A 14,377-nucleotide genomic window follows, 5' to 3' on the forward strand; every position below is an offset into this window, starting at 1 on the left:
CTTGCTTCGTGACCGTGAAGGATTCCTCGTCGAGAACTGCTGCGCTCGCCCATGCGTTGCGCGGCTCGAAGTTCCTGATCGTGGGCGGCCTCGTGTTCTTTTTTGATGCGGCGATGTATAACGTCCTCGTGTTTTGGAGCCCGACGCACGGCTGGGGCGAGGGGCTCATGCACGGCCAGCCGATCCTCGCGAAGGTCCTCACGATTGCTGCAGCTAGCTGCCTCACGTATCTCGGTAATCGCTTTTGGACGTACGGGGATCGCGATAAGCCGCACACGGCACGCTCGGTTTTCGCATTCGTCGTCGTGAACGTGATCGCGAGCGCGTTGCAGCTCGGCTGCCTGGGGTTTTCCCGCTATGTTCTCGGGCTGGATTCGGCCTTCGCGGATAACGTGAGCGGCACGTTCATTGGTCAGGTGGTCTCCACAACGTTCCGGTACTTCACGTACGGGAAGTTCGTTTTTCCTGAGGCGGAGGGGTCCGACGCCACCTAGACTCGAGGTGAAGCATCTTTTGAAAGGCGTGGATCATGAACATTTCACAGAGTCGTGACGGATCTGAGCACGCTGCTCCGCGGTGGGCATGCGATGTGACGCGCGATCGTGGGAAAGGGTCGCCGTCGGCGTCGGGCGAGTCGGTCATTCTTTCGCCGCATGCGATTCGCGTCCCGGGGCTTGCTCGAAATCAGAGCGAGGCGATTGAGGAGGCAGGCGATCTTCTCGTTGAACTCGAGGCGATCGATCCGGCGTATGTTGAGGCGATGCATGAGCGCGAGGCCGAGGTGTCGACGTTTATGGGGTATGGCGTTGCGGTTCCCCATGCAACGAGCGAGGCCAAGAGCAATATTCACCGCACCGCGATGAGCGTCGTGAAGTATGACGAGCCGATTGCTTGGGGTGACAGCGGCGAGGAGAAGGTGTCGTTCGTTGTCGCCATTGCGGGCATTGGCGATGAGCATCTGATGCTGCTTCAAGCGATCTCGCAGGTGTTTGCGGAGGAGGATCGCCGCCGGGCACTAGCGGAGGCAGAGGCACCGCTCGAGGTTCTCGCGGTGTTTGACCCTGACTTCGAGGAGACTCGCGGGCTGTGAGGATGGACCGCACAAGAGAGCTCCAACAAGGTCACCTGCAGCGTCATTCGGTAGGGTGGCCTCACTCAAATTTTTCCGCTGGTGTTTGTCCATGTGGCATACCGGCTCGTCGAAAGGCACATCATGGTTGAACGTACCGTCAAAGTCGCTTCGGCTTCGGGTCTCCACGCCCGTCCCGCCGCCATTTTCTCGAAGGCCGCGGGTGAGCAGCCCGCGAAGGTCACGATCGAAAAGGTTGGCGGCGCCCCTATCGACGCCTCGTCGATCCTCATGCTCATGACCCTTGGCGCCGGTGCTGGCGACGAAGTCACCCTCCGTGCCGAGGGCGACGGAGCCGAAGAGTCGGTCAACAAGCTCGCGGAGCTTCTCGAGACGGATCTCGACGCGCAGGCCTAAGCACCAACGACACCTCTGTTGGATGATGAAGGGGGCATGCCGAGCGGCATGCCCCCTTTGCTTATATTCAGCCCGTTAGAGTCCGAGTTCCTCAATGATGGGGAGCTTCGCACGCACGGTCCGCTTGCCTTCGGCGGCGGTCGGTGCGCACACCGCGAGACGAGCGAGTTCGCGCGCGTCTGCCAGCGACACGGTCGACAGGACTTTCGCGACTGCTGGCAGCGATCGCGGCGTCATCGACAGGGAGTTCACGCCGAGGCCCACGAGGACGACCGCGAGCGCGGGGTCGCCCGCTGCCTCGCCGCATACGCCCACGGGCTTGTTCGCGCCATCGCCGAAGGCTTCCGGGTCGCCACCCGCGACCCGCGCACCCGTCGCCGTTGCGCCCACGAGCGCGAGGACGGCAGGCTGCCACGGATCGTTGAGCTGCGCGAGGGAGCCGAGCATGCGGTCGGCAGCCATCGTGTATTGCGTGAGGTCGTTCGTGCCGATCGAGGCGAAGTCGGCTACGCCCATCAGGTGATCGCTTGTGAGGGCCGCGCTCGGAGTTTCGACCATGATGCCTGCGCGCTCGACGCCAGCGGAGCGTGCCATCAACACGAAATCTTCGGTGTCCTCAAGTGTCGAGATCATCGGTGCCATGACCCACGGCTCAGCGCTCGTCTCGCGGCTCGCTTTTGCGATTGCCGTCAGCTGGTTCTCGAGCACCGAGCGCTTCTCCCACGAAGTGCGATAGGCCCGGACGCCAAGCGCGGGGTTCGGCTCGTCGGCATCGGTCAAAAACGGAAGCGGTTTGTCGGCACCCGCGTCGAGTGTGCGGATCACGACCTTCCTGCCCGGGAAGTGCCGAAGCACCCCCGCATACGCCTCGGCCTGCTCCTCGATACTCGGCTCCTCGTCGCGGTCGAGGAAGCAGAACTCGGTTCGGAAAAGGCCCACGCCGTCAGCATTCGCCTCTGCGGCTAAAGCCGCGTCCTTTTCGCCACCCACATTGGCGAGCAGTGGAACGCGGGTACCGTCGGAAAGCTCCGCTCCCCCACCTGAGTACGTAAGGGGATTTTTCACGAGCTCGTACCAGGTGACGGAGAGTTCCCGCTCTCGGTCGCCGAACTCACTGGTCACAGTGCCGGCGGCGCCATCCACGTACACGACCGTTCCAGGCTCGATGCTCTCGACGCCCTTCGCGGCGACAACGGCAGGAATCCCAAGCTGGCGCGCAAGGATGGCGGTGTGCGACTGCGGGCCACCGTCGGAGGTGATAAGCGCCGAGACGATGGTCGGGTCGAGGGTTGCGGTATCGGCGGGGGCGAGGTCGATCGCGGCAAGTACGAAGCGCTCGGTCGAGAACGGGATGCCGGGCGCCTGTTCACCGCGGAGGTGGGCGACGATGCGGGCGCGGACGTCCTTCACATCAGCAACGCGCTCGGCCATGTAGCCGCCGAGGCCCTCGAGCATCGTGGCAACCTGCTCGCCGGCTTCCCACACGGCGCGTTCGGCGCTCATACCGGCGGTGCGTACAAGCTGCTCCGCGCTCGTTGTGAGCGTTGGATCCGCCGCCATTTGCGCCGTGGCTTCGAGGACGGCCTTGCCGTCGCCGTGTGCTGCCTCGGCGCGCTTCTCGAGGTCGGCCTTGACCGCGGCAGCGGACTCGGCGATTCGGGCGGCCTCGGTCTCGCGCGGTTCGCCCTCGGGGAGGGCGTCGTTGAGGGGAGGTTCGGCAACCGGCGGCGCCATGACCTTGACGGGGTCGATCACGCGTCCGGGGCTTACTGCGACGCCTTTGTAGTCAGTCATTGTTCTCCGATCTTCGCGCAACACCGCTCACTCTCACTCGCGAGCGAGCGCGCTCCCGCGGTGTGCATTACGGTCAATGTGGGGCGCGGTGCGCGGCACGTTCGGGACCTGCAGGGCGAATGCTCGCACCAGAACGGTCTCGGGCGTCCACGAGTCGCCCCCTATGAACTCCCTCACGGTATCGCAACATACTGCGAGAAATGCCGGAATGTGGTTCCCAGAAGCGCCCCGGATCACACACGGACTTCATGCTTTGACCTCTTGGAACGCGGTGGCGGTGGGGCATTGGATGCGTTTTCACGGCCATGAAATTTTCGCAAAACCTAGCGCGGCGCTACGTTTCGTTCACTTCGTTCACTAGAATGGCAACGTTCAATGTGCCGCTATATTGAACGCGTTCAATTTGGTGGTCTCCGCGTTCATCTCGGAGATCAGCGATCCACTCGGCAACGACGCCCCTGTTGTTTAAAGGAGAACAGCAATGATCGCACGGAGGACTTTCCTCACTCTCACGTCCGCTGGTATTGCGCTTGGCGCGCTCGCAGCATGTTCCAAATCCTCCGGTGGCGGTTCCGCTGGCGGGGCCGACTCTGTCGAGGTGTTCACGTGGTGGGCCCAGGGCTCGGAAAAAGCGGGCCTCGATGCTCTCGTCAAGGTATTCAACGAGCAAAACCCCAAGATTAAGTTCGTCAATGGTTCCGTCGCGGGTGGCGCGGGCAGTGCCGCAAAGGACATGCTCCAGTCGCGCCTGCAGACCAAGAATCCGCCCGACACTTTCCAGGCGCACGCCGGTGGCGAGCTGACCGATTACATCAATGCTGGCCAGATCGAAGACGTCTCTGGACTCTACGACGAGTTCGACCTGCGCAAGGCCTTCCCTGACAGTTTGGTCAAGCTCCTCACGGTGGATGGCAAGATCTACTCGGTGCCGTCCAACATTCACCGTTCGAACGTCGTGTGGGCATCAGCAGCCGTGCTCGAAAAGGCCGGTATCGACCCGAAGGCTGTTCCCGAGACGTTCGATGCCTGGCTCGCCGATCTCGAAAAGGCCAAGGCTGCGGGTGTCACCGCGCTTTCTCTCGCGGCACCGTGGACGCAGGTCAACCTGCTTGAAGCAGTGCTCATGTCCCACCTCGGCGCGGACGCCTACAACGGCCTGTTCGACGGCTCGACCGACTGGGCAGGTGCGGAGGTCACCACGGCGATCGCGGCGTTCGAGAAGCTCGTGAGCTACACCAACTCCGACCGAGATTCGCTCGACTGGCCCGAAGCGACAGCCCTCGTGATCGACGAGAAGGCCGCCTACAACGTCATGGGTGACTGGGCCGTTGCGGCATTCCAGGAAGCCGGCAAGGAAGACATGAAGGACTATGTCTACTTCGAGGTGCCCTCGGCTGGTTCTGGCGACAAGATCTTCGGCTTCCTCGCGGACTCCTTCACCCTGCCCGTGGGTGCACCACACGCCGACAACGCGAAGGCGTGGCTCAAGACCATCTCGTCGGTCGAAGGCCAGGAAGCCTTCAATCTCGCCAAGGGCTCAATCCCGGCGCGCACCGACGCTGATGTCTCGAAGTTCCCGGCGTATCAGCAGTCCGCGCTCGAGTCCTTCGCACACGACAAGATCTGTGCCTCGATCGCCCACGGTGCAGCAACATCGGTCGCGTGGCTCAACGCCATTTCCGACGCAACGAGCAAGTTCACCTCCGGCGCGACCGACGCCAAGGCGTTCCAGGCCGAGCTCGTGTCCGCTGCCGAATCGAATATGAAGAAGTAAGCTCCGCTTTCACATCGGTTTCGGGGCCGGGGATCTCATGTCCGACGCTCGCCCGGCCCCCACCGATGCCACTTCCACCCTAGGACCAGGCATGAAAAAGTATGCGGCGCCACTGCTGCTCATCTCGCCTTCGCTCATTCTCGTGGGGGTCTTCGTCTACGTGCTTATGGCGCAGAACGTGTGGACCTCTCTCACGGACAACCACACGGCGGCGCAAGCAAACGGCGTGCAACCCAGTAAGTTCGTTGGCCTCGATAACTACATCGCTCTTCTCTCGAGCCCCGATTTTCGCCACTCACTCATGAACCTCGTGATTTTCACGGCGGTGTTCCTGGGCGGCGCGATGATCACCGGATTCGTGTGGGCGTGGCTACTGGATCGCCCCATCAAAGGTGGTCGAGTGTTCCAAACCATCTACCTTTTCCCCATGGCCGTGTCCTTCGTGGCCTCGGGTGTGGTGTGGCGCTGGCTCCTCAACTCCAACCAGGGCGAGAGTGCAAGCGGACTGAACCGCCTCTTTCAGATGGTGGGGCTCGGCTTTCTCCAAAACCCGTGGTGGAACAACATCACGTGGGGCATCGCCGCGATCGCCCTTCCGGCGATTTGGCAGCTGAGCGGCTACGTCATGGCGCTCTTTCTCGCCGGCTTCCGCGGCGTTCCCGATGAGCTTCGCGAAGCGGGGCGCATGGACGGCGCGAGCGAGTGGCAAATCTACCGCCACGTGATCTTCCCGCAGCTCACCCCCATCATCATGAGCGCTCTCGTGATTATCGCGCACATGAGCCTCAAGAGCTTCGACCTCATCATGTCGATTTCGAAACCCTCGAACTACCAAACCAAGATCCCCGCCGTGGACATGTTCGTGTTTAAGTCGAGCTTCGATTACGCGAACGCGGCTGCCGTCGGCACGATTCTTCTCATCATCGTGGGTGTCCTCATCGTTCCTTATCTCATTCAGCAACACAGGGAGCGTCAGTCGTGAACACCTCCTCGGTTTCCCCCTGGCGGTTCGTCCGCCTTGCCCTTCTCCTCATCGGCGTCGTCCTCGTCCTGATTCCCGTCTATGTCCTCATCGTCACGAGCTTCAAAACGGGCGGCGATGCCTCGGCCGCCCGCGCCTGGGCGCTGCCGAGCGAGTGGACGCTTGAGAACTGGGCGGAAGCCTGGGAAACGCTCTCGCCTGCGATGGGACGTTCGTTTGCGATGGTCATTCCCTCGACGATCATCTCCTCGGCTCTCGGGTGCATGAACGGCTTCGTGCTGTCCCGCTGGCGTTTCCCCGGGGCGGATCTGGTGTTCACGTTCCTCCTGTTTGGCATGTTCCTGCCCTACCAGGCCGTGATGATCCCCCTGCTCTCGCTCGTGCTTTCTCTGCCCATCGACTCGGGCGTTCCCTCGCTTATTCTCGTGCACGTCGTGTTCGGTATCCCGATCTGCACGCTCATCTTCCGCAACTACTTCGAGACGGTTCCCGAATCGCTCATCGAAGCCGCCAAGGTTGATGGCGCGGGGATGCTCCGCACGTTCTGGTCCGTTGCGCTGCCCATCTCGATTCCCGGTTTCGTGGTGGTCATGATCTGGCAGTTCACGAACGCGTGGAACGACTTCCTGTTCGCGGTGTTCTTCGCGACACCGATGAACGGCCCAGTGACCCTCGCCCTCAACAACCTCGCCAACGGCGCACTGCTGGCCAATTACGGGGTGTCGATGGCGGGCGCACTTCTTGCTTCGGCTCCCACCCTCGTCGTGTACATCCTGCTGTCGAAGTACTTCATTTCGGGCATGATGAGCGGCTCCGTGAAGGGTTGAGAGCGGGAGGGCCGCGTAAGCGTCAGCATCCCGGGCACGCGCGGGGACCGTCGGACCTCAAAGGTCCTGGAAACTCCCCCGCTCGTGCCCTAAGATGTCGAGGGCTGCACATGCAGGTCGTATGCCAACGGCCCCCTCATTTTTATTTTCTCAGCGCAGGAGGCTCGCATGGCACGCACGCAAGGTTTTGATCCCGAAAAATACATCGAGCTGCAGTCGAAGCACATCGCCGAAAGGCGCGCTCAGATCGGCGGGAAGCTCTACCTCGAGATGGGCGGCAAGCTTTTCGACGACCTGCACGCTTCGAGGGTTCTTCCCGGGTTCACACCGGATAACAAGATCGCGATGCTGTATGAGCTGAAGGATGAGCTCGAGATCCTTATCGCCATCAACGCCCACGATATTGAACACGACAAGATGCGCGCCGACCTTGGTATCACGTATGAGGAGGACGTTCTGCGCCTCGTGGATGTGTTCCGCGAGCGCGGTTTCCTCGTCAACACGATCGTGCTCACGCAAATGGACGATCGTAACGAGGCGGCGTCGCAGTTTAAAACTCGCATGGAGCGGCTCGGTTTGACGGTCGTGCGCCACCGCACGATCAAGGGCTACCCGGACCCGACCCTCGTCGTGTCCGAGGAGGGGCTTGGTCAAAACGAGTGGGCGAAAACCGAGCGCGACCTCATTATCGTGACGGCGCCGGGGCCGGGATCGGGCAAACTCGCGACGTGCCTGTCGCAGATTTATCACGACCACAAGCGTGGAATCGCCTCGAGCTACGCGAAATTTGAGACGTTCCCGATCTGGAACCTTCCGCTTGAACACCCCGTGAACCTCGCCTACGAGGCGGCAACGGCGGATCTCGACGACGTCAACCTCATCGACCCGTTCCATCTCGAAACGTACGGTGAAAAGGCCGTCAACTACAACCGCGATATCGAAGCGTTCCCCCTGCTCAGGATCCTCCTCGAACGCATCCTCGGGCAGTGCCCTTACGCTTCTCCGACCGACATGGGCGTGAACATGGCCGGGTACGCGATCACCGACGACGACGCCTGCCGCGAGGCCGCGACGCAAGAGGTTGTGCGCCGCTACTTCAAGGCCCGTGTTTCCGAAAAAAAGCTCGAACTTCCCCCGCTCGAGTCGCAGCGCATCAAGCTCGTGATGGCCAAGCTCGGCGTGGACGAAACGATTCGCCCCACAGTGAAGCCTGCTCTCGCCCTCGCCGAAAAAACCGGCGGGCCTGCTTCGTGCCTCGAGCTTTCCGACGGCACCCTCATTACAGGCAAGACCTCAGACCTGCTCGGTGCTTCCGCTGCCATGCTCCTCAACGCGCTCAAGCATCTCGCGGGGATTCCCGAGGATGCCCTTTTGCTGTCGCCCGAGTCGATCAAGCCGATCCAGACTCTCAAAGTCGATCACCTGGGCTCACGCAATCCGCGCCTGCACACCGACGAAGTGCTCATCGCCCTATCGGTCTCCGCGGGAAGCGACAAGAATGCAGCCGCCGCGCTCGCGCAAATCAAGAACCTACGCGGCTGCGACGTGCACACGACGACAATTCTCGGCTCCGTCGACGAGTCCGTTTTCCGCTCGCTCGGGGTTCTCGTCACGAGCGAGCCCGCCTTCGGCAAAAAGAGCCTTTTCCACAAATAGCGAGCAGACAGCCAGGTGGGCCGGCTCTCAAGGAACCGGCCCACCTACGCCATCGCGTCCGTGTGCTCACATGGTGTTCACAATGAGCCCGATGTGGGTATAGAAGTTCATCGCGCCAAAAAGACCCCAAGCGATGCCAGCGAGTGCGAGGCTCCATCCTGCTACGACGGCAAGCGGCGTGAGCGCCCCCTTCTCGCGGATCTGTTTCGTGATGAATGGGAAACAGATCGCTCCAAAAGCCACGAGACAGAAGAGAACGGCCAGTGCGCCGTTTTCGAGCATAGGCATGCTTGCGAACGCACCCGAGATGGGCTCTTGTGGAGGTGCTGCAAAAAGCTGGTACACGAGACCCGCAAGTGCAATGCCAATCAATGCAAGGCCGAGGAGCACGGTGAAGAAGCCTACTGGGCTCGCAATGCGCGCGAGATGCACAAGAGGGTTCGGGGCGTCGAGGACGCTATCGCGGCGACGCCACAGGTAAAGTGAAGCGCCAAGAGCCAGTGCACCGAGCGGCAGGCAGGTTTCGCCGAAGACGATGTTGTCGAACGGAAAACCGCCCTCCGCGAGCGGCCATGTGAGAATCATGTGGAGGCCGGTCGTAAAAAGAATGAGCCCGAATACTCCAAAGGCAACGGCATAGCCGTCGAGAAAAGCGGCGAGCTCGCGGCGCTCTTCTGCTCCTTCCGATACTCCTTCGATGCGCGAGAGCGTACTGTGTTTCGCTAACCCGCGCACGAATAGTACGAGCGCGAGAAGGGTGGCGCCAGCAGCGATGGCCATAATCGTGTTGTAAGTAGGCATCGACGACCAGTCGATGAGCCCGGGCGTACTTTCACCGGTGAAAAATGTTCCCATTGGACCTCCTTGGAGCGTTGATTTTGCTTAAAACTAGCATTCGCCTGCAGGTTTTTACCTAGAGACGTTGCGAACGAGCCGGCTGACCGGTCCAACAGGCGGCCATTGCTAAATATCGCGTCAAATATCAATGCTGACGAAGGTCTTCTGTACGGGCGGTGCAGGAGCAAAGGCGCTTTCATTTATTCTTATGGCATGCAACCACCACTGGGACAACCCAATCCCCCCTCTGCATCCCCGGAACGCAAAAACAGCACGCTTCTGTGGGTGCTGCTCGGATGTAGCGGCGCGTTGTTTGTGCTCGCAGCACTCACTGTTGCCGGGCTTCTTGCCTTCATGTTCCTGGGCGATAGGGAAGAGCAAGCGTCGGACCCCTCCCCCGATACCTCAAGCTCCCAGGCTGTGTCCCCCAAATCCGGAGAACCCGAAACGGTGGGCGATACCCACCTTGCTTATTCCGAAGCCCGCGGGGAAGACCCGGATCACGATTACGTCGTGCGCGCCCGCTACGAAGATGAGAGCGGCGGCGGGTTCGAGATCGGGATCGAGAATGATACGGGCCGCACGTTTGAAGAGGACACCGCCGGCCTCATGAACCGGCAAGACATCGGGCCTTGGGTGTGCGGGACGCAGTACGAGATGAACGTCTGCATGGCCGACGACGAACGTGGAAGAATTCTCCTCGTTCCGCTTGATACCGACGCCGCCCTCAGCACCATTGCGGCCTGGGGTGAAGAGTTTATGGAGCAACTCAAATAGCCGAAGTAGGTCTCGCCCCGCACACCACGCCGTAGATTAACGGAAACCCTAGTATCCCTTCGGTGTGATGTGTAATACTGACGAACGGCACAGCGTTACAGTCAGCTACGCTATCCCTTGTGCGCGTGCGCACACCGCCCCACCCGATGAGGACCCCGCACATGTCGAACAACCAGTGGAATCAGGCTCCAATCAATCACGGTGCGGTGCAGGGGCAGCCCGCTATGGGATACCCGGGCGCTATGCCACAGCAAAAAAAGAGCAATACCGGCCTATGGGTCGGCTTCGGCTGCGGCTGCCTCTTGCTCCTCGCTCTCCTGATCGGCGTCATCGTGCTCGCAGTGATGCTCATGGGCGGGGATGATTCAAAAGAATCGGGAAACGAACGCACGACGACATCGGCTGCAGCACCGGCACCAAATCCAGCGCCCGCCCCCAACGGCGGCGACAGCCCGGCACCAAATCCCGCTCCGGCTCCCAACAATCCTGGCAACGACCCAGGGTCTGCTCCCATGCCACAACAGCCCTCGGGCGGCAGCAGTTCAAATAAACCGCAACAAGTCGGTGATTACACACTCGCCGGCGTTGGAACAGGCAATACTGTCGGTGCGGATTACGTCGCTGCCTACAGCAACAGCGCAATGGACATGATCGAAGTGTCGGGCGCGGCAAATCCCACGCTCAGCCCCGAGGATGAAAAGAAAACCATCACTGACGGACAAGAAATCAACGGCTGGACGTGCGGGACCTTCCAAGGAGACCCGAGCCAAAACATTTGCGTGAAATCTTCCAACGGCACCGACGTCGTGAAGGTGATCGGCACGCCAGATGCCCAAACTCTCGCCAACTTCGGTGATCAGTTCATCGCAGCCGGAGGAGCGAGCTCATGACCCAATTCACGCCACACGGCGGCCACCTTCCCGGAATACCGACCGCAAAGAAGAGCAGGACCGGCCTGTGGGTTGGCCTCGGCTGCGGCTGCATCGTGCTGCTCGCCCTCATCGTCGGCGGCATCATCCTCGCGTTCGCGCTCATGAGCGGGAATGATTCGAAGGAATCGGGCGGCGACGACACGACCACGTCGTCTACAGCTCCCGACCCGAGCCCACAAGACGACGGCCAAAGCGATCCAGCGTCGGCACCACCAAGCGATGAGGGCGGGGACGAACGGACCTCGCAGCCCGCACCGACACCGGAACCCGAGCCCGACGACGGCTCCGGGCCAGTCGAAGCTCGGGGCGGCGAACCCCAAAAGATCGGAGACGCCGTTCTCGTCAACTCCGGGGAGCCCCACCAAGCCCCTCAAAACTTTGACTTCCATTCCGTGTACCAAATGCCCGACGGCACCCAGATCGAAGTTGGAGTCGGCAAGAACACCGACCGTAACGCTGAGAGCGTTGCGAAGACCCTCCCTAACCCCCAAAAAATCGGCAAATGGACATGCGCCGTGGAAGAGTCCAGCTCACTTACCGGCTGCATCACGCAAGACGCCACTCACGGCTACGTGGCGATTGGAGCCAAGACGCTCGCCCCCAACGAACTCGCAGCATGGGGCGACGAACTCCTTGGAGCGTTGAATGAACAACAATAATTGGCAGCAGACCCCCGATCCCCACGCAGAACCAACCGAGTACCAGGCTGGCAGCCCTTACCAAGCACCACAGGGCGGCACTCCAATGACCCAACCGGGCCCGGTACCCCCGGAAAAGAAAAACAGGATGGTTCTGTGGGTCGCGATCGGGATGGGCGTCGCATTCGTGCTCCTTCTCATCGCCGGTGGAGTTCTCGCCTTCATGCTCATGAACAACAAAGACAAGGAAGCGTCGGACTCTAAAGACGACACGACCACGAGCGCACCCGCGCCCGCCCCGAACCCCAAGGCTCCCGTGAGTGATGGCGGTGGGGATAACCCTGTACCTAACCCCAACCCGGCTCCAGCACCTGGTCCGAACCCAGCGCCGCAGCCGAACCCCAACCCGGCTCCGAATCCAGACCCGAATCCCGGACCTCAACCTGCACCGGCCCCAGGGCCCAACGGTCCTGACCCTGGCCCCCAGCCGGCGCCGGGACCGAACGGGCCGGATCCCGCCCCGGGCTCGAATCCCAGCGGCGGCTATACTCCCCCGGATCAAGTGGGAGATTTCAAAGTCGACGAAAGCCAACCGAAACTAGATTTCGGTGATGTTGAGAAGGTGTACTCCTCACCAAACAGCTCTGCGATCTTCTGGGTCGAGGTATTCCACGATACCGAGAGCGGTCGACTCTTTGTCCAAGATCTTGACGCGACCGGAAAACAGATCGGCAACTGGAAATGCCAAGAAGACGCCTTCGTAGAGAACGGCGGCGACTGTTACGCCCAGGGCCCTGGCGGCGCGATCGTGCTCATTATGGCCTCCAATGTGAAAGACCTCAACGAGATCGCCCAGTTCGGCGATCAGCTTGCGACCGCGCCACACTAAAGCACCCGAACGGGAGCACACACAGCGTGGGGGTGAGATGTGCGAGCCAAGGCAAAGACGCCGAGGTGCATTCCGTAAGCAAAAGCTCGTCAGGATCCTCCCGCCTGCGTTTTTCAACCCCTGGTGCTCTCACCGCAATTTTGAGATAGGCAACTCTAGGTTTCCATCGATGTGATGTGTAATACTGACTGGCGCCTGCGCCTACATTGGCGTCTGCGACACGTCCCGTCCGCTTCTCGCACCTTCGCGGCCCAGCACAGCAGGAAGACATCGAACATGAGCAACCCCGAGTGGCAGCCAGGAGCTGCTTCGAGTGCAAATCCGAACGGCAACCAAGGCTACGACCAGCAGCCCTCATACGATCAGGGCAATTTTCAAGGGCAATACAACCAGCCCGCGGGATACCCCGGCGGCGGTATGCCTCCACAGAAGAGGAGCAAGACTGGACTGTGGGTTGGAATCGGCTGCGGTGTTCTCCTCCTGCTCGCTCTCCTGGTCGGTGGAGGCGTCCTCGCGTTCACGCTCCTCAATGGCGACGACAAAAAAGAGGTTCCCGCCTCAGAAGTGAGCTCCGCGGAAAAGGACCTCAAGGGCAAGGACGACAAGGGGAACACGAATAACAACGGGGGTTCAGCTCCTGCTCCGAACCCCGCGCCCGGTGGAAACAGCAGCGACAGCCCTCAACCTGACGACGTCAAGAATATCCCCCAGCCGATGCCCCAACCTGGCACCGGGGGCAACGACCCGCAACCCGGGGACGGCGGCAATAGCCCTCAGCCGGGACAAGGCGGTGGAGACGCTCCGCAGCCCGGCGGTGGAGGCGGAGTGGCATCGGGGAACCTTCCTCAACAGGTTGGCTCGACAAGCCTCGACCCCTCGTTCGGCGATGCCGGAATCGGCGACGTTGGCGGAACCTACGTCTCTCAGGATATGACTCTTGTCTATATCGCTTCGATCATCAATGACAAAGACACCCAAGACATGTTCACAAAGTACGGAAGTGGAGAAAAGAAGACCGTAGGCAGCTGGACATGCGAATCCAAAACCACGAATAGTCATACGTGCTACAAACAGAACTCTTCCGGCGCACTCGTCTATATCATCGGTGCAAACGCCGGAGCGCTGAGTCCCGAAGACGTTACCGCCTGGGGCGACGAGTTCATTTCGAAGATGGGATAGACATTCTCGCCTGGACTTCCCACTCCTCAAAAACGACAACAAAAGTGCAAGAACCCTTCGTAAGGTAATTGCAAACTACTCAGCGGCTCCGCCAGCGCATTTAGCCCATGCCATCCCGCCCGAAAGCGGCGATGATCTCGATAAAGGCGAAAACCTCGCGGAGCCGCACGAGTCCAATGGCATGATTCCGTCGGAGCGTAGCAACACTTGAGCACAGACTCGGTGGCCAGACAGGCAGGGGCCGCTCCAGGACAAGATGCCGGCGAAGCTTCGGGCACCGGCTCCTGACTATCGCCTCACCTACAAAGCATCTAACACCGGCGAAAAGGTGGGGCAATCAGCCTTTCTCCTCGATGCCCTCGATCGACGGATAAGTTCAGTGACTAAGCGAGCGAGAGCGCTCAGCTAGCTGACTCTCTTCACCATGCGGGCAGCGCGATCGGTAAACACACGGATGATGCAAGCATTCGCATGAAGGCAAAAGAAAACCCCGAACCTTAGCTCAGGGGTATTGGCTCCAAAAATTCGGGCGTTAAATGTGGGGAGCCCCGACCTTAGCGGCCGGGGCTCCACCCTCAAAGAATAGTTCGGCGGTGTCCTACTCTC

General features: G+C 60.9%; 14 protein-coding genes. 12 read left to right on the top strand and 2 right to left on the bottom strand.

Going from position 1 to position 14,377, the window contains the following annotated elements:
- The first annotated feature begins 8 nt into the window (after positions 1-8).
- The 3 genes from HMPREF3176_RS07690 to HMPREF3176_RS07700 all read left to right on the top strand — a co-directional run bounded on the left by HMPREF3176_RS07690 (position 9) and on the right by HMPREF3176_RS07700 (position 1,486).
- Positions 9-494, top strand: a complete 486-nt coding sequence (locus tag HMPREF3176_RS07690; RefSeq protein WP_070459446.1) for a GtrA family protein — start codon at positions 9-11, stop codon at positions 492-494.
- Positions 495-529: 35 nt separating this feature from the next.
- Entirely contained in the window at positions 530-1,090 is a 561-nt protein-coding gene (locus HMPREF3176_RS07695) for a PTS mannitol transporter subunit IIA (protein ID WP_070459449.1), read from the top strand.
- A gap of 123 nt (positions 1,091-1,213) precedes the next feature.
- Positions 1,214-1,486, top strand: a complete 273-nt coding sequence (locus HMPREF3176_RS07700) for an HPr family phosphocarrier protein (RefSeq protein WP_034371649.1) — start codon at positions 1,214-1,216, stop codon at positions 1,484-1,486.
- Between the two features lie 75 nt (positions 1,487-1,561).
- On the opposite strand, the gene ptsP is transcribed toward HMPREF3176_RS07700, so the two are convergent.
- The gene (gene ptsP / locus HMPREF3176_RS07705; protein ID WP_070459451.1) at positions 1,562-3,280 is read right to left on the bottom strand and encodes a phosphoenolpyruvate--protein phosphotransferase; all 1,719 of its coding nucleotides are present in this window, start codon (positions 3,278-3,280) and stop codon (positions 1,562-1,564) included.
- Positions 3,281-3,761: 481 nt separating this feature from the next.
- Between ptsP and HMPREF3176_RS07710 the strand changes: the two genes are divergently transcribed.
- The 4 genes from HMPREF3176_RS07710 to HMPREF3176_RS07725 all read left to right on the top strand — a co-directional run bounded on the left by HMPREF3176_RS07710 (position 3,762) and on the right by HMPREF3176_RS07725 (position 8,519).
- On the top strand, positions 3,762-5,054 hold the full coding sequence (locus tag HMPREF3176_RS07710; protein WP_070459454.1) for an ABC transporter substrate-binding protein: 1,293 nt from the start codon (positions 3,762-3,764) through the stop codon (positions 5,052-5,054).
- Between the two features lie 91 nt (positions 5,055-5,145).
- Positions 5,146-6,036, top strand: a complete 891-nt coding sequence (locus HMPREF3176_RS07715) for a carbohydrate ABC transporter permease (protein ID WP_070459457.1) — start codon at positions 5,146-5,148, stop codon at positions 6,034-6,036.
- Positions 6,033-6,863: a carbohydrate ABC transporter permease gene (locus tag HMPREF3176_RS07720; RefSeq protein ID WP_070459460.1), complete on the top strand. Its 831-nt coding sequence runs from the start codon at positions 6,033-6,035 to the stop codon at positions 6,861-6,863. The genes HMPREF3176_RS07715 and HMPREF3176_RS07720 overlap by 4 nt, the downstream gene beginning before the upstream one ends.
- 168 nt (positions 6,864-7,031) lie before the next feature.
- Positions 7,032-8,519 (top strand): DUF1846 domain-containing protein, encoded by a 1,488-nt coding sequence (locus HMPREF3176_RS07725; protein WP_070459463.1) that lies wholly within the window; start codon positions 7,032-7,034, stop codon positions 8,517-8,519.
- A gap of 66 nt (positions 8,520-8,585) precedes the next feature.
- On the opposite strand, the gene HMPREF3176_RS07730 is transcribed toward HMPREF3176_RS07725, so the two are convergent.
- A complete protein-coding gene (locus HMPREF3176_RS07730; protein WP_070459468.1) occupies positions 8,586-9,374 on the bottom strand; it encodes a DUF981 family protein in 789 nt (262 codons plus the stop codon).
- 267 nt (positions 9,375-9,641) lie between these two features.
- Between HMPREF3176_RS07730 and HMPREF3176_RS07735 the strand changes: the two genes are divergently transcribed.
- From HMPREF3176_RS07735 to HMPREF3176_RS07755, 5 genes are all read left to right on the top strand, one after another.
- Entirely contained in the window at positions 9,642-10,133 is a 492-nt protein-coding gene (locus tag HMPREF3176_RS07735) for a hypothetical protein (RefSeq protein ID WP_141742390.1), read from the top strand.
- Between the two features lie 161 nt (positions 10,134-10,294).
- Positions 10,295-11,023 carry a hypothetical protein gene (locus HMPREF3176_RS10365; protein ID WP_070459474.1) on the top strand — a complete coding sequence of 243 codons (729 nt, stop codon included), beginning with the start codon at positions 10,295-10,297 and terminating at the stop codon, positions 11,021-11,023.
- Positions 11,020-11,724 (top strand): hypothetical protein, encoded by a 705-nt coding sequence (locus tag HMPREF3176_RS07745; RefSeq protein ID WP_016663713.1) that lies wholly within the window; start codon positions 11,020-11,022, stop codon positions 11,722-11,724. The genes HMPREF3176_RS10365 and HMPREF3176_RS07745 overlap by 4 nt, the downstream gene beginning before the upstream one ends.
- 127 nt (positions 11,725-11,851) lie before the next feature.
- Positions 11,852-12,592 (top strand): hypothetical protein, encoded by a 741-nt coding sequence (locus tag HMPREF3176_RS10370; protein ID WP_040386433.1) that lies wholly within the window; start codon positions 11,852-11,854, stop codon positions 12,590-12,592.
- 276 nt (positions 12,593-12,868) lie between these two features.
- On the top strand, positions 12,869-13,771 hold the full coding sequence (locus HMPREF3176_RS07755) for a hypothetical protein (protein ID WP_016663711.1): 903 nt from the start codon (positions 12,869-12,871) through the stop codon (positions 13,769-13,771).
- Positions 13,772-14,377 lie beyond the last annotated feature (606 nt).

It is taken from the genome of Dermabacter sp. HMSC08H10, assembly GCF_001807585.1.
Classification (GTDB): domain Bacteria; phylum Actinomycetota; class Actinomycetes; order Actinomycetales; family Dermabacteraceae; genus Dermabacter; species Dermabacter hominis.

What these genes read in the sequence shown, in the direction of transcription:
- HMPREF3176_RS07695 (WP_070459449.1), top strand. Translation starts at nt 530, where the DNA reads ATGAACATTTCACAGAGTCGTGACGGATCTGAGCACGCTGCTCCGCGG.
- HMPREF3176_RS07700 (WP_034371649.1), top strand. Translation starts at nt 1,214, where the DNA reads ATGGTTGAACGTACCGTCAAAGTCGCTTCGGCTTCGGGTCTCCACGCC.
- ptsP (WP_070459451.1), bottom strand. Translation starts at nt 3,280, where the DNA reads ATGACTGACTACAAAGGCGTCGCAGTAAGCCCCGGACGCGTGATCGAC.
- HMPREF3176_RS07710 (WP_070459454.1), top strand. Translation starts at nt 3,762, where the DNA reads ATGATCGCACGGAGGACTTTCCTCACTCTCACGTCCGCTGGTATTGCG.
- HMPREF3176_RS07715 (WP_070459457.1), top strand. Translation starts at nt 5,146, where the DNA reads ATGAAAAAGTATGCGGCGCCACTGCTGCTCATCTCGCCTTCGCTCATT.
- HMPREF3176_RS07725 (WP_070459463.1), top strand. Translation starts at nt 7,032, where the DNA reads ATGGCACGCACGCAAGGTTTTGATCCCGAAAAATACATCGAGCTGCAG.
- HMPREF3176_RS07730 (WP_070459468.1), bottom strand. Translation starts at nt 9,374, where the DNA reads ATGGGAACATTTTTCACCGGTGAAAGTACGCCCGGGCTCATCGACTGG.
- HMPREF3176_RS10365 (WP_070459474.1), top strand. Translation starts at nt 10,295, where the DNA reads ATGTCGAACAACCAGTGGAATCAGGCTCCAATCAATCACGGTGCGGTG.
- HMPREF3176_RS07745 (WP_016663713.1), top strand. Translation starts at nt 11,020, where the DNA reads ATGACCCAATTCACGCCACACGGCGGCCACCTTCCCGGAATACCGACC.
- HMPREF3176_RS10370 (WP_040386433.1), top strand. Translation starts at nt 11,852, where the DNA reads ATGGTTCTGTGGGTCGCGATCGGGATGGGCGTCGCATTCGTGCTCCTT.
- HMPREF3176_RS07755 (WP_016663711.1), top strand. Translation starts at nt 12,869, where the DNA reads ATGAGCAACCCCGAGTGGCAGCCAGGAGCTGCTTCGAGTGCAAATCCG.